Source organism: Brachybacterium saurashtrense (assembly GCF_003355475.1).
GTDB lineage: Bacteria > Actinomycetota > Actinomycetes > Actinomycetales > Dermabacteraceae > Brachybacterium > Brachybacterium saurashtrense.
In genome coordinates, this window is the sequence record NZ_CP031356.1 from 2,114,867 (window position 1) to 2,129,160 (window position 14,294).

A 14,294-nucleotide genomic window follows, 5' to 3' on the forward strand; every position below is an offset into this window, starting at 1 on the left:
GCACCGGGGGACGAGGAGCGGCATGAGCACACCGGGCAGACGCGCCGATCAGCGTCGGCGACCGCTCGGACGGCGCGTGCCCGAGCGCCCGCCCCAGTGGCGCGTGCTGCTGCACTCGCTCACCCGGGCCACGCCGGCGCGGATCGCGCTGGGCGTGTTCACGCTGCTGATCGGGGCGTTCACCGCGCTGCTGATGCTCCCGGCGGCCACCGCCCCCGGTGAGACCACCACCCTCACCGATGCGCTGTTCACGGCGGTCTCGGCGATCTGCGTGACCGGGCTGGTCACGGTGGAGACCGGGGTGCACTGGAGCACCTTCGGCCTGGTGGTGATCCTGGTGGCGATCAAGCTCGGCGGCCTGGGCCTGATGACGGTCGCCTCGCTGCTGAGCCTGTCGGTGATGCACCGGCTGGGGCTCGCGCAGCGGGTGATCACCGCGCAGGAGACGCGCGCGGAGCGCCTCGCCGAGGTGGGCGGCGTGCTGCGGGTCATCCTCATCACCTCCACCGTGTTCGAGCTCATGACCTTCGTGGCGCTGACGCCGTACATGGTGGTCACCGAGCACGGGATGCTCGAATCGCTGTTCCTGGGCCTGTTCTACGCGGTGAGCGCCTTCAACAACGCCGGCTTCGTGCCCGAGGCCGCCGGCACGGTGCAGTACGTGGCCGATCCGTTCTTCACCATCCCGATCGGTCTCGCGGTGCTGGTGGGCTCCCTGGGCTTCCCGGTGATCCTGGTGGTGGTCAAGAGGCTGCGCACGCCGCGGAAGTGGAGCGTGCACGCGAAGCTCACGCTGAGCACCACGGCCGGGCTGTTCCTGGTGGGCTTCCTCGGGTTCCTCGCGCTGGAGTGGGCCAACCCCGCCACCTTCGGGGACCGCACCTGGCCCACCAAGGTGCTCGGCGCCGCGTTCGCGGCCGTGATGCCCCGCTCCGGCGGCTTCTCCACGATCGACGTGGGGCAGATGACGGCCGAATCGCGACTGCTCACCGATCTGCTGATGTTCATCGGCGGCGGCTCCGGCTCCACCGCCGGCGGCATCCGGGTGACCACCTTCGCGCTGCTGATGCTCGCGATCTGGGCGGAGATCCGCGGCAACCCCGACGTGGAGGTGTTCGGGCGCCGCATCCCGCACGAGACCATCCGCCAGGCGATCGGCGTGCTGGTGATGAGCGTGTCCGTGGTGTTCCTGGCGACCTTCCTGATGCTGCGCCTCACCCCGTACACGCTGGACCAGACCCTGTTCGAGGTGCTCTCCGCCTACGGCACGGTGGGGCTCTCCACCGGCATCACCACGGCACTGCCCACGGAGGCGAAGTGGGTGCTGATCGTGTGCATGTACGTGGGGCGCCTGGGCCCGATGACCCTGGGCGCGGCGCTCGCGGTGCGCACGCGGGTGCGGATGATCCAGCTGCCCTACGAACGGCCGATCGTCGGCTGAGCGACCACCCCGGGGGCGCGCTTAGACTGTGCCCGCCCCGTTCGCGGCGCCCCGCGAGAGACCTCACCGAGGAGCAGACATGCCACGCAGCACGCGCGACGAGGGAGTGCTGATGATCGGGCTGGGCCGCTTCGGCGCCTCCATCGCCCTCACGCTCGAGAAGCTGGGCACCCAGGTGCTCGCGATCGACACCAGCGAGGAGCTGGTGCAGAAGTACTCCGGCCAGCTCACCCACGTGGTGCGCGCCGACGCCACCCAGCCCGAGGTGCTCGACCAGGTGGGGGCCTCGGACTTCTCGATCGCGGTGGTGGGCGTGGGCACCTCCATCGAGTCCAGCGTGCTGATCGCGGCGAACCTGGTGGATCTGGGCAAGCCGGTGATCTGGGCGAAGGCGATCTCCTCGGCGCACGGCCGGATCCTGCAGCGCATCGGCTGCCACCACGTGGTGTATCCGGAGGCCGATGCCGGCAAGCGGGTGGCGCACCTGGTCAACGGCCGCCTGATGGACTTCATCGAGTTCGACGACGACTTCGCGATCGTGAAGATGCGCCCGCCGAGGGAGGTGCAGGGCATGACCCTCGCCGAGTCGGACATCCGCCGCGCCCACGGGGTGACGGTGGTGGGCGTGAAGTCGCCGGGCAAGGACTTCACCTATGCGGTGCCCGAGACGATGGTGGCCGCGCACGACCTGCTCATCGTCTCGGGGCGCACCGAGCTGATCGAGAAGTTCTCGCACCGCCCCTGAGGGAGGCCGACGGGCTCACCGGGAGGCCGCCGGCCCCCGGGCGGCCCGGCGACCGGGACGGCCCGGCCCTCGGGCGGCTCAGCGGCCGGCCCTGCGGCGGCCGGGGCGGGGGCCGGCCCTCCGTCGGTCGGCGGCGGCTCAGTCCCCGCTCATGGCCCGGGAGGTCTCCGCCGCGGCGGCCATCGCGGCCGCGACCCCGGCCCGCACGCCCTCGCGCTCGAGCGCCGCGAGACCCTGCACCGTGGTGCCGCCGGGGCTGGAGACGGCGTTCTTCGCGACCGCGGGATGGGTGCCGCTCTCGCTGAGCATCGTGGCGGCGCCGCGCACGGTCTGCTGCACCAGGGTGGCGGCGAGGTCGCGCTTCAGGCCCAGGCGCACGGCCTCGTCGGTCATCGCCTCGATGAGCGTGAACACGAAGGCGGGCAGGGAGCCGGCCGCGCCGATGAAGGCGTGGACCTGCTGCTCGATGATGTCCACGACCGCGCCGGCGCGGGCGAAGAGGGCGTGGAGCAGGGCGTGCTGGGCGTCGGTGACGGCGCTGCCGCGCATCAGGCCCACGGCCCCCTCCCCCACCGCGATGGGGGTGTTGGGCATCGCGCGGGCGGCGGCGCAGTCGCCGCCGAGGGCCTCCTCGATCCGGGCCAGGGTGGTGCCGGCGGCGAGGGAGAGCACCAGCGTGCCGGCGGGCAGCTCGTCGCGCAGCTCCGCGACCAGGTCGAGGATCTGGTACGGCTTCACGCCCAGCACCACCACGTCGGCCTCCGCGACGGCCTCCGCGCGGGAGGCGGCGGCGGTGGCGCCGAGCTCGGCGGCGGCCCGCTCGCTGCTGGCGGGGGTGGAGTTGGCGATGCGCAGGTGCGCGGGGCGCACCCCGGCGGCGAGCATCGCGCGACCCACGGGGCCGCCCATGTTGCCCGCCCCGATCAGGGCGACGCGCACGGCGGCGAGGTCCGGCGCCGAGGCGGCGGTGCTGTCAGCGGTGGTGGCGGTGTCGTTCATGCCCGCCAGCCTACGCGGGGCCGACGGACCTCGCGCCGCGGTCGGCGGGCGGCGGTCAGCGAGCGGCGGAGCGGGCGGCGAGGCGGGACTCGAGCAGCACCAGCAGCTGCACGCACGCCACTCCGGCGACGGCGAGCACCAGCATCAGCGGCCAGTCCGCGCCGGGGCCCTGCAGCGCGCCGGACTCGCTCTGCCACGGCCAGAGGCTGCGCAGCGCGCCGATCATGATCCCGGCAAGGACCACCATGGTGCCGCGGTGGTGGTGGGTGAGCAGGTGGCGCATCAGCCGCACGATCACCACCAGGCCCACCACCGCCCACAGGCCGAACCAGGCGAGGTATCCCACGTCCCGGGTGTCCACCGCGTGCAGGGTGGGCTCGTACAGTCCCACGCTCAGCAGCAGGAACGAGCCGGAGACGCCCGGCAGCACCAGCGCGCACACGGCCACGGCGGCGGCGGGCGCGACGATCCACGGGCTGGGCTCCAGCGCGGTGGCGGGCAGCGAGGTCAGGGCGAGGCCGGCGAGCGTGCCGACGACGAACAGGCCGATCTCCGGGCCGCGCCAGCGCCCGCCGGAGAGCCGCACCGGCACCAGCACGGAGCCCGCGACCAGGCCCAGGAAGAGGGCGCGCATGGTGCGCGGATGGTCTTCCACCAGCGAGGCGACGGGCCCGGCGACGGTGAGCACCGCGGCGGCCATCCCGATCAGCAGCGGGATCAGCAGCAGCCAGGGCACCGCGCGCAGCCGTTCCCGCGTGCCGGCGAGCCGGTCCGGGCCGGAGAGCAGGTGGCGGCCGGCATCGGTGAGGCGGTGGCCGGCGTCGATGAGCTCGTCGTAGATCCCGGTGACCAGCGCGACCGTGCCGCCGCTCACGCCGGGGACGGTCTCGACCAGGCCGATCAGGGCACCGCGCAGCGCGTTCCCGAGCGGGTTGCGGTGACGCGGGGTCGCCGGCTCGGGCGTCGCGGGGGCGGGGGCGGGGGCGTCCGTCATGGGCACAGACTACGGAGCATCCTGCCCCGTGCCGCCGCAGGCCGCGCCGTGAGTGACCCCCGGCACGCCGCAGGCGCCGCGCGGACCCCGCTGCCTCGGGCCCTACCGCCTCGGGCCCTGCCGCCTGGGCCCCGCCGCCTCAGGCCCCGCCGCCCCAGTGCGGCGGCACGTCCTCGGTGAGGCGGGCGTCGTTGGACTCGTCGGCGCCGGGCTCCGGGGCCTCGGCCTCCACCCTGTCCGGCAGCACCGGGCGGGACGGGGCTGAGCGCTCCGGCTCCTCGGCGCCGTCCCAGTCCAGCGGCTTCCCGGTGAGGGAGGAGATGACCACCCGTCGGGCGGGACGCGCCCCTCCCACGCCGGAGGGGGAGGCGGAGGAGCCGTTCACTGCCGTTCCTGGTAGCGGCGGATCGCGCTGGAGACGGAGACGTCCAGCAGCACGGAGCGCTGCTCGAAGCCCAGGAAGCTGCGCACCTCGGTGGCGAGGTGCTCCTCGAGCCGGGCCCGGCCGTCGGAGCAGATGTACTCGACCACCGCGTCGAAGTCGTCGCTGGAGTAGAAGGACAGCGGGTGCCCGGCAGGGATCTGGGGCCGCGGCAGGCGGTGGCGGATGGTGCCCACGCCCGAGGGCGAGGCGGAGCTCTCCTCCGCCTGCACCAGGCGCAGCGCCCGGTCCACGGCGCGGCGGATCCGCTCGGCCTCGCCGTCCGGATCGATGAACAGCGCCCACGACCACACCCGCTCGGTCGCCCAGCCGGCCGCCTCGAGCCGCTCGGCCCGCAGCCGGTCGCGCTCGCGCTGGCTGGGGGTGTCCACGTAGTGGGAGCCGTCGGTGTCCACCGCGAGCAACATCCGCCCGGGCATGTCCGGGTGGCCGAGAGCCAGCTCGATCCTGTCGGCGGAGAGCCCGAAGTCGCGCTCCACCAGCAGGCCCAGGCGGTGCAGGCGATCCGCGAGGTCCTGCACCAGGGCGTCGGTCTCCAGGGCGCGGGGGGCGCGCGGCGCCGGGGCGGGCTCCTGGGCGACCGCGGGCTCGGACGGGGCCGCGGTCCCGTCGGCGCCGGCTCCTGCCTCCGCGGGCTCCTCGGCGGCCGACGGCGACGCCGCACCGTCCTCCTGCGCCGCGGACTCTGCATCCTGCGATCCCGGCTCTGCGTCCAGCGCGGCGGGCACGGCGTCCTGCGCCGCGCTGGCGGCGTGCTGCGCCGCCGGCTCGTCGGCGGAGTCGCCGGCGCGGCGGGACATCGCGGCCTCGATCGCGGCGTCGAGGTCCTCGTCGGAGAGCTCCGTCGCGGAGCCGGCCTCGGCGGACACTCCGTCGCCGCCCGCGCCGTCGGCCGCGGCGCGGGGGTCGGGCGTGTGAGCGGGCGCGGTCGCGGAACGTGCGGCGCCGGGGGCGGGCGCGGTGCCGGAGGCGGCCTCCCCCGCGGGGACGGGGACGGCGGGCCGGGGCGCGGGCTGCGGCGGGGCGATCTCCTCCTCGCTGCCGGTGAGCGCCGCGACGTGCGGGAGCACCGGCACGTCCGGGCCGCCCTGCAGCACCCACAGCATGGCGCGCAGGTCCCGGGCGCCGTCGGAGCGGAGCCGGGCGTGGTCGAGATCCTGCACCCCGATCGAGGAGACCACCGTGGTGCGGCCCCGGGCCCGGGTGATCACGGTGGCCAGGGCCTTGCGGCCGCCCGCCTCGGAGAGCGGGCCGAAGCGGTGCAGGAGGCGGCCGTGCGGGGTCATCCCGAAGCCCACCGAGACGAGGATGTCGTCCCGCACCACGGCGGTGGCCTGATCCGCCGGCAGCACCGTGAACACCTCCTTGGCGCCCGGGTCGAAGTACTCCCGCAGCGCCGGGATCACCGAGACGGTGTTCATGATGCGCTCCATGAGGCGCCGGGCGTGCTCCGCGGTGAAGGTGAGCACCGCCAGCGAGCGCTCGGGCCGGGTCCGGGCGTGCTCGATCACCAGATCGGTGACCCGGCGCAGCTCCGCCTCGGTGCTCTCCACGTACTCCATGCCCTCGGTGACCGGGCCGCGACCGTTCTCCACGGTGACCAGGCGGTCCCGCTCCGGGGCGATCGGGCTGGGCACCGCGACCACCTCGCCGGCGAGGGCGCGGCGCTGCGCGAAGCCGCGCAGCCCCTCGGTGGCGGGGTGCGGGTCGCGCAGGACCTCCACATGCGGGGCGATCCGCAGCATGTCGTCCAGCAGGCTGGGGGCGGAGTCGCCGCCGTACTCGAGCGGGTCCCCCACCACCACCGTCTGCGCGGCGCGCACGATCGAGGGCAGCGCGGCGGCGGTGGGCAGGCGCCCGCCGTCGGCCACGATCACCACGTCGAAGTGGCTGCCGCGCGGGATCACCTGCGGCACCAGGTACGGGGAGGCGAGCCAGGCGGGACGCGCCGCGAACAGGATGTCCTCGTACTTCGCGGCGAGGTCCCGGATGGAGACGGTGGAGGAGCGGGCCAGCTCCGCGATCGCGGAGCGGGAGGTGTCCGGGTAGGTCTTCATGGTCTCCACCCGGGTCTCGTCGGCCGCGGCGTGCACGCGGGCGGAGGCCCCGGCGAGATGCTCGGCGTCCAGGCGGCGGAACCGCTCGGCGACCTGGGAGAGGGAGGTGCCGTCGTACTGCGAGATGGTGGGCTCCGCGCCGGCGATCAGCTCCAGCACGCTGCCCCACCAGGCCAGCTCCAGCTCCGCGGCCACCTGGTCCTGGGGGACCCGCCGGGTGCGGAGATCCTCCACCAGTTCGCCGAGGCCGTCGAAGCCCAGGCGGCGCAGCAGCTCGGTGCGGCGCGGGAGGGTCTCGAGGTCCTCGCGGTCCCGGTGGAGGGCGTCGATGCGGCCTGCGAGCTCGCCCAGGTCCGTGCGGGCGAGGTCCGCACCGGTGGCGGTGCCGTCCAGCAGCACCGCGAGCTCGTCGAGCACCTTCTCGGCCCGTGCGGCGGCGCGGCGGATCGACTCGAGCTCCTCCGGCACGGAGGGCCTCGTCGTGCCGGACGCCCCGGAGGAGGCGGTGCCGCCGGGGCCGGCGTCCTCGCCCTCGGGCTCGGCCGTTCCGTCGGCGACGGCGGCGCGCCGCCACCGGTCGGCGACCGCGCGCGCCTCCACCAGGTCCTGGTGCAGATCCGGGGAGAGCGCGGCGGGGCGCTGCAGCGCGGCGGCCTCCTTGCGCAGGCGGCGGCGCAGCCCGAAGCCCATCGTCACGCCGCGCTCCTCGCGCCAGCGCTTGTCCGCCGTGGCGGCCACGAGATCGGCCAGCGGCGCCGCGAAGACGGCGCCCTGGAAGGTGGACAGCAGGGTGCGCACCCGGTCCAGCAGCGCGATCCGCTCCTGCAGCTGCTCCAGGGTGGCGGGCTCGGTGAGGCCCAGCTCGCCGCCGCTGCGCTCCCCGGCGCGCACCAGCTGCGGCAGCACCTCGTCGCGCAGCTCGTCCACCAGCTCGGCGGCGCGGGCGGCCTGGGTGTCGGAGCTGATCGGCGCCCCGTACCAGGCGGTGGTCTCCGGGCCGGTGGTGAGCACGCCCACCTCGGCCGCCTCGCGCAGCGCGTCGGCGAAGCGGTCGCGGTCCTCGCCGATCATCTGCGCGGCGACGTCCGCCCGCAGCCGCACCTGGGTGCGCGGCGCCGGCTGCAGGCGGGTGAGGGCGGCGAGCGCGGAGATCGCGTCGTGCGCGGAGGCGTCCCACGGCTCCTGCACGCGGTGCATCGCCTCGACGTGCCCCACCAGGATGTCGCGGCTGGCGCCGAGCTCCTCCGGGGCGGCGTGGTCCGGGCCCAGGCCGTGGGAGCCGGCACGGCGCAGACTGCGCAGCAGGGCCGCGGAGGCGTTGCGCTGCAGCGACGGATCCGGGGAGAGGTCGAACACCAGCTCCTCGAGACCGCGCGAGCCCGCGATCCGCACCAGCTGGGACAGGTTGCGCCGGCGCTGGGAGACGATCAGCACGGAGCGGCCGCGGGCGTTGAGCTCCTCGGCGAGGTCGATCACGAGGTCGAGGCTGGTGGTGCCCGGCGGGGTGGCGACGGCGAGGTCCTGACCCGCCAGCACCCGGGCCAGCACCGCCCGGTGGCCGGGATCGACGGCGGCGGCCAGCTCCTCCTCGGGCACCTCGGGCACCTCGCCCTCGGCCGCGGTGCCGCGCACCGCGGTGCACGCCTCCTCGTCGCCGGCGAGCGCGGCGACCAGCGGGGAGGCGGCCCAGTCGGTGCGGTCGGCGTGGAGGTCCTCGGCGACGGAGCCGGCGGCGTCCATCAGGTTGCCCACCACCAGGGCGTGCACCACCCGGAAGCCGGGCAGCGGCTGCCCCAGCGAGCGGAAGGCGTCCAGCACAGGGTTCGGGTCGAAGCCGTGGGAGCCGTCGGTGGTGGCCAGCAGGGCGCGGGCGTCCACCGCGACGCCGGCCTCGCGCAGGGCGCGCAGCAGCACCGGGTTCAGATCCGCGGTGGCATCGACCTCGAGGTCCACGTCCTCGCGGGCGTTGCCGCGCAGGCGCAGGGTGATCGGCCGCACCAGCACGGGGGCGTGGACGGGGGCGGAGCCGTCCTCCGGGTACCAGATCGCCTCGCCGATGCCGAGGTGGCAGGTGGTCAGGCCCACCTCCTCCGCGTGCCGCTCGGCGATCTCGCGGATGGAGCGGGCATGGGCGCGGGCGTCGGCGAGCGCGCCCACCTCCCGCACCAGGGACGACAGGCGCGTGGGGCCGCGCCCCGCCAGCAGCTGGGCGAGGCCGGAGGGGTGGGAGTGGGTGAGGTCCAGCACCACGCCGCCGGCGCGGATCTGGGTGAGGAACGACGGGGCGTGGACGCCGCCGGTGATCTGCTGGGACCAGCGGTCCAGGGCGTCGGCCACGCGGTCCTCGCGGCTGAGCGGGCGGTGCTCGCGCGGGGTGGCGGGGAGGTCGTCCTCCCCCTGCTCGGGGGCGATGCCGGCGCCCACCTCCTCGCTGTGCGGCTCCAGCACCACCTCGTAGCCGCCGCTGCGTGCGGCGGCCCCCGCGGCGGTCTCGCCCTCGGTGCTCCCCTGCGCCGCGGGCTCAGCGAACGAGGCCTGCTGCCCGGTCCCGGCCCGGTGGTCGGTCCGGGCGGCGGCCTGCTCCTCGGCGGCGCGACGCGCCGCCTCGCTCCGTGCCTGCCGGCGCTCGTCCGCCAGGGCCGACAGGGCGTCGTCGCGGGGCGGGACGTCCTCGCCCGAGGACTCCGACCGCTTCTTCCCACGCAGGAAACTCCACATGGACCCCAACGCTACCGGCGCGGGGACCCGCTCCCGCGCAGGCGTGCCGCGCCGCGGTGCTCACACCTCGTGCAGCCGCACCGAGGCCTCCTGCAGATGGGCGCGCAGATCCTCGGGGACGTCCCCGGCGATGACGAGGTCGGTGAGCACGGAGACCGGGCAGATCCCGGCCAGGGCCCGATGACCGATCTTGTCCGCCGTGGCCAGGCCCACCACGCGCCGGGAGTGCCCGATCATGATCCGGGTGACCCCCGCCTCGGCATCGGAGTTGCAGGTGAGCCCCGCCCCCAGGTCCAGGCCCACGGTGCCCACGAACATCGTGTCCAGCCACAGGTCGCGCATGGTGGCGGTGGCGAGAGGGCCGGTCAGCTCGAAGGAGTACGGCTCGGCGACGCCGCCGAGCACCACGGTGCGCACCGAGGGGCGCAGCACGGCTTCGGTGGCGATGTTCAGCGCCGCGCACACCACGGTGAGGCCCGGCATCCCGTCGCGGGCGTCGATGTCCGGGCGGGCCACGGCCCGACGGGCGGTGGCGGTGGTGGTGCGCCCGCCGTTGAAGCCGATGATCTGCCCCGGCTCCACCATCGCCGCGGCGGCGTCCGCCACGCGCTCGCGCTGCACGGAGTCCACGTCGGCCCGGCGCGGCACGGTCGCCAGCGAGTAGGCGACGTCCACCGCGACGATCCCGCCGTGGGTGCGGCGGGCCAGCTGGGCCCGCTCCATCTCCACGAAGTCGCGGCGCACGGTGGACTCGCTCACGCCCAGCTCCGCGGCCACCTCGGAGACGCTGAGCCGCTTGGTGGAGGCGAGCAGGGTGAGCACGTGGTCCCAGCGCGCGGTGCGGTCGTTGGGCGGGGACGACGGGGTCGAGTCGTGAGCTGCGGTGCGCGGTGTCACGCGGTCAGTATTGCGCGTTCTCCGCGTGCTCGGTGCGCGATCGTGCAGAGATCACCACGTGGGGCGAGGAGCGGACGTCACGTTTGAGTCACGGCCGCTGGTGTGCATAGGTCGGCACCGTCGCCCCGGACAGCGTCGACGATCAGGTCGACTCCGGTCTGGACGCGGCGCGCGATCAGATCGGCCTGGGCGGTGACGAGAAGCAGGAGGACTGAGTCCCCCTCCCGGTCGCACCGACTCCCGGTCGCACAGACCGCAGCAGCCCCCGACGACTCGGCGTCGGGGGCTGCTCGCTGTCCGGGCGCGGTCGCGCCCGGGTCGGGGCCGTCAGTCGCGGCGGCGCAGGATCGCGAAGGCCGCGCCGCCCGCGCCGAGCACCACCACGGCGAGGACGATCACGAGCGTGCCGACCCCCAGGCCGGTCTGCCCCGCGGAGGACTCCGAGTCCTCCTCCGCGGTGGCCCCGTCCGCGGTGGTCTCGGCGGGCTCGTCGGAGCTCTGCGCGGAGGGCTCGGAGCTCGCCTCGTCCTCCGACGCGGCGCTGCTGTCGTCGCCGCCGGGCTCGGCGCTCTGCGCGCCCTGCTCGACGGTGAGGGTGACGGTGCCCTCGATGGGGTGGCCGTCCCCGGAGACCACGCGCCACTGCACGGTGTGGGTGCCGGCCGGCAGCGGCTCGGGCAGGGCGGCGGTGGCGACGGCGCCGTCGATCGTGGGGGTGATCTCGGCGAGCTCCTCGCCGGACTCGTCCGTGATCCGCACCAGCGGGCTCACGTCCAGCAGCTCGCCGGAGAAGGTGAAGGTGAGCTCCTCCGGGGAGGTCTCCAGGGTGGCACCGTCCTCCGGGTCGGTGCTCAGCAGGCTGTCGTGCGCCTGCGCGGGGGCGGGCAACGCGAGGGCGAGGGCGAGCAGCAGCGCGCCGCACAGGGCGAGCAGCGCGGCGGGGCGGAGGGCGGGGCGATCGAACATGGTGGTCACCCCACGAGGTTACGCCCGCCACCTGCGCGAAGGCTGGTGGCGCCGCTCACCCTCCGTCCGGCAGCGGCACGTGGTGGCGCAGCACGGGCAGCGCGGCCCGGGCCGCCTCCACCTCGGCGAGGTCCAGATCCACCAGCAGCAGCCCGGGCTCCCGCCCCAGCTCCTCGCGGAGCGCGCCGAGCGGGCCGACGGCGGCGCTGCGGCCGATGCCGCGAGGGTCCGGGCCGGTGTACCCCGGCGGCGGCGCCTGATCGGCGGCGAGCACCACCGCGGTGGCGTCCAGGGCGCGGGCGCGCAGCAGCAGCTGCAGCTGCGCGTGCTTGCCCGGGCCGTCCTTCCAGGCCAGCGGCACCAGGATCGCCTGCGCCCCGCGCCGGGCGAGGGCGGTGAACTGCTCGGGGAAGCGCACGTCGTAGCAGGTGGCGATCCCGAATCGGGTGCCGGCGAGGTCGAAGGTGACCAGCTCGTCGCCGGGGGCGACGGTGCGGGACTCGTCGGTGCCGAAGGCGTCGAACAGATGGATCTTGCGGTACTCGAGGTGGGGGTCCCAGCCCGGGCCGCGCACCAGCACCGTGTTGTTAACCCGGCCGTCCTCGGTGGGGGCGAAGGAGCCGGCGACCACCACCAGCCCGTGCTGCTCGGCGAGCTCCTGGAGCAGGTGGGCGAACTGCTCGTGATGCGCCTCGGCGGCGCGGCGCAGCGAGGTGCCGAAGGGGGTGAGGGTCGCCTCGGGCAGCAGCACCAGGTGCGCGCCCTCCTCCGCGGCCTCGGCGACGGCGCCGCGCACCACCTCCACCATCTCCTCGTGATCGGTGGGCACCTCGATCTGGGCGAGGGCGATGCGGGGGCCGGCGGCGCGGCGCACCTGGTCCAGTGCGTCGGGGGTGTCGATGTCCGCGGCCTCCGCCCCGGTCTCGGGCACGCTCAGCAGCTCGTCGCCGGCCAGCTCGCCGTAGAGGCGGCGCAGCGGGAGGTCCGCCCAGCCGCCGTCGGGGTGCTCGATCGCGGCGAGCGCGGCGCGCAGCCGGCCCAGCGGCCAGGCGGCGCCGAGGAACTGGAGGTGGCCGTCGGCCGCTTCGAGGGCGACCACGCGCGAGGCCTCGGCGCTGCGGGCGGCGAGGCCGCGCAGCGTCTCGGGGCGCAGCAGGGGCATGTCCCCGCCCAGCACCAGCACGGTGGTCTCGTCCGGCGCCTCGGAGACCTCGGCGACGCCGCGGGCGAGCGCGGCCAGCGGCCCGGAGCGCGGCGGGTCCTCGAGCACGAAGCGGGCGCCGTGGCGCTCGGCGAGGTCCGCGCCGTCGGCCCCGCCGGGGCCCACCACGATGCGCCGGCCGACGGGCGCGGCCCGCAGCACGCGTTCCAGCACGCTCGCGCCGGCGATCGGCAGGCGGGTCTTGTCGGTGCCGCCCAGCCGCGAGGCCGCGCCCCCGGCCAGGATCACGGCGGCGACGGTGGCTGTTCTCTCCTGCGGATGCGGGGACATGGAGCGATCCTGCCACGGGGCGCTACGATGTCCCAGGCCTTCGGTCACGGACAGACACCCGTGACGGGACCGAGCGCCTCCGTAGCTCAGGGGATAGAGCACCGCTCTCCTAAAGCGGGTGTCGGCAGTTCGAATCTGCCCGGGGGCACTGATCTGACCTGCATCTCCGCACGTCATCTTGCATCTTCTTCCGACGGCGTGGGCTCCCGTGACCCCCGCGTGACACCCGCCCGGCCGTTCACCAGCTCCAGCGCCGCCGCATCTTCGCTTCCGGCCACGTGGGTGTAGCGCGATGTGACCGCGAGCGAGGAGTGCCCGGCCCAGGTCCTCACGGTGGCGAGCGGCACTCCGGCGCGCACCCATTCGGACACGGCCACGTGGCGCAGATCGTACAGCCGCAGCTCCGGTGCGATCTTCGACCAGTGCACATCACGGCGCAGGTTCCGGGAGGCGATCAGCCCTCCCCCGGGCGCGGTGAACACCCGGTCACGGGGTGGACGATTCTCGATATGCCGTTCGAGGTCTGCGCGGACGGCACCTGCCACGGGCACGAATCGTGCCTGGTGGTTCTTGACGTCCTTCTCCACATGCCCCTCGGGATGGGAGCGCAGCACGCGCAGCCGGCCCCCGGAGATGTCACCGACTCGCAGGGCGCGCATCTCTCCTGGCCGCAGTCCGGTGTACGCCATGAGCCGCACATAGAGCTGGTATCCCGGGTTCGTGATCTTCCCGGTGATCTGCTCCACTTCATCCCAGGTAGCCATCGTCGCGGCATGCAGAGGGACCTCTCCGGCCACCTGGACGCCCCGTGCGGGATTGTCGATCCGGTACCCGCGCTTGACCGCCCACCCGAAGAAGGCGGACAGCGAGATGACCGCGCGCTTCTTCGTTCCTGCCGAGACGCGCAGCCGATGGGCGTACCGCTCGATCTCCGCATGGGTCAGCTCCCCGACCGGGGATCGCTCGATGCTCACCGGCAAGGCCAGGAGGAAGCGGCGATCCGTCGCTACCGTCGAAGCCGCGACCCGCCCCTCTCTGTCGGCCAAGAACTCGGTGACCGCCGCCGCGACCGTGGTCGTCTTCCCGAGCCGTGGGTCGAAGCCGCCTGCAAGGCGCACTCGTTCAGCAGCCTCCCACGCCAGGGCATCCTTCTTCCGGTCGAAGGATTTCGTGGAAACGACCTCGCGACCGCGCTTCACCCGGGCGCGGAACCGGCCCGAGGGGAGTTTGTCGACGCTCACGCCGCCACCCCGCGCAGCCATTCCTCGACATCGCGACGGGCGTAGCGAGGGAGAGAGGGGGAAAGCCAGGTCACCCGAGGGCCTGTCCCTGCCAGCCTCCACCGGCACACCGTCGACTTGTCCACCCGCAGCAGACGAGCAACCTCAGCGCTCGTCATGTACTCGTTCATCACCGCTCCCACCATCCGCTCTGCACTCTGCTCAGGTTCTCGATGTCGTCATCGATCACGTCACCGAGCATCGCCTTCACGATCAGCGTCCGCTCCAGATGCTCCACGTCGTCCCTGTCCTGCCTCACCATG

12 protein-coding genes and 1 tRNA gene are annotated in these 14,294 nt (G+C 74.7%); 3 read left to right on the forward strand and 10 right to left on the reverse strand.

The window, feature by feature from the left end; all coding sequences use genetic code 11:
* Positions 1 to 22: 22 nt before the first annotated feature.
* Together DWV08_RS09665 and DWV08_RS09670 are read left to right on the forward strand one after the other, a co-directional pair.
* Positions 23 to 1,441 (forward strand): TrkH family potassium uptake protein, encoded by a 1,419-nt coding sequence (locus DWV08_RS09665; RefSeq protein WP_115413591.1) that lies wholly within the window; start codon positions 23 to 25, stop codon positions 1,439 to 1,441.
* Between the two features lie 79 nt (positions 1,442 to 1,520).
* Positions 1,521 to 2,186 carry a potassium channel family protein gene (locus DWV08_RS09670; protein WP_115413592.1) on the forward strand — a complete coding sequence of 222 codons (666 nt, stop codon included), beginning with the start codon at positions 1,521 to 1,523 and terminating at the stop codon, positions 2,184 to 2,186.
* A gap of 138 nt (positions 2,187 to 2,324) precedes the next feature.
* Here the strand turns inward: DWV08_RS09670 and proC are convergent, their stop codons facing one another.
* The 7 genes from proC to DWV08_RS09705 all read right to left on the reverse strand — a co-directional run bounded on the left by proC (position 2,325) and on the right by DWV08_RS09705 (position 12,751).
* On the reverse strand, positions 2,325 to 3,185 hold the full coding sequence (gene proC / locus DWV08_RS09675; protein ID WP_115413593.1) for a pyrroline-5-carboxylate reductase: 861 nt from the start codon (positions 3,183 to 3,185) through the stop codon (positions 2,325 to 2,327).
* 55 nt (positions 3,186 to 3,240) lie between these two features.
* Positions 3,241 to 4,179: a DUF368 domain-containing protein gene (locus DWV08_RS09680; protein WP_115413594.1), complete on the reverse strand. Its 939-nt coding sequence runs from the start codon at positions 4,177 to 4,179 to the stop codon at positions 3,241 to 3,243.
* A 139-nt stretch (positions 4,180 to 4,318) separates the two neighbouring features.
* A complete protein-coding gene (locus DWV08_RS09685; protein WP_115413595.1) occupies positions 4,319 to 4,564 on the reverse strand; it encodes a hypothetical protein in 246 nt (81 codons plus the stop codon).
* Positions 4,561 to 9,396 carry a DUF4011 domain-containing protein gene (locus DWV08_RS09690; RefSeq protein ID WP_115413596.1) on the reverse strand — a complete coding sequence of 1,612 codons (4,836 nt, stop codon included), beginning with the start codon at positions 9,394 to 9,396 and terminating at the stop codon, positions 4,561 to 4,563. Before DWV08_RS09690 ends, DWV08_RS09685 begins: the two co-directional genes overlap by 4 nt.
* A 60-nt stretch (positions 9,397 to 9,456) precedes the next feature.
* Positions 9,457 to 10,293, reverse strand: coding sequence for a DeoR/GlpR family DNA-binding transcription regulator (locus DWV08_RS09695; RefSeq protein ID WP_115413597.1), 837 nt, complete (start codon positions 10,291 to 10,293; stop codon positions 9,457 to 9,459).
* Positions 10,294 to 10,620: 327 nt separating this feature from the next.
* Positions 10,621 to 11,259 (reverse strand): copper resistance CopC family protein, encoded by a 639-nt coding sequence (locus DWV08_RS09700; protein ID WP_115413598.1) that lies wholly within the window; start codon positions 11,257 to 11,259, stop codon positions 10,621 to 10,623.
* A gap of 55 nt (positions 11,260 to 11,314) precedes the next feature.
* A complete protein-coding gene (locus tag DWV08_RS09705) occupies positions 11,315 to 12,751 on the reverse strand; it encodes a nitrilase-related carbon-nitrogen hydrolase (RefSeq protein ID WP_115413599.1) in 1,437 nt (478 codons plus the stop codon).
* Between the two features lie 75 nt (positions 12,752 to 12,826).
* Here DWV08_RS09705 and DWV08_RS09710 point away from each other — a divergent pair.
* Positions 12,827 to 12,899 (forward strand) — tRNA-Arg (locus DWV08_RS09710).
* Between the two features lie 25 nt (positions 12,900 to 12,924).
* Here DWV08_RS09710 and DWV08_RS09715 read toward each other — a convergent pair.
* The 3 genes from DWV08_RS09715 to DWV08_RS17295 are packed head-to-tail and all read right to left on the reverse strand — an operon-like array spanning position 12,925 to position 14,293.
* The gene (locus tag DWV08_RS09715) at positions 12,925 to 13,992 is read right to left on the reverse strand and encodes a tyrosine-type recombinase/integrase (RefSeq protein WP_162801538.1); all 1,068 of its coding nucleotides are present in this window, start codon (positions 13,990 to 13,992) and stop codon (positions 12,925 to 12,927) included.
* Positions 13,989 to 14,177 carry a helix-turn-helix transcriptional regulator gene (locus DWV08_RS17430; protein ID WP_115413601.1) on the reverse strand — a complete coding sequence of 63 codons (189 nt, stop codon included), beginning with the start codon at positions 14,175 to 14,177 and terminating at the stop codon, positions 13,989 to 13,991. The genes DWV08_RS09715 and DWV08_RS17430 overlap by 4 nt, the downstream gene beginning before the upstream one ends.
* Positions 14,162 to 14,293 (reverse strand): hypothetical protein, encoded by a 132-nt coding sequence (locus DWV08_RS17295; protein WP_277601756.1) that lies wholly within the window; start codon positions 14,291 to 14,293, stop codon positions 14,162 to 14,164. Before DWV08_RS17295 ends, DWV08_RS17430 begins: the two co-directional genes overlap by 16 nt.
* Position 14,294 lies beyond the last annotated feature (1 nt).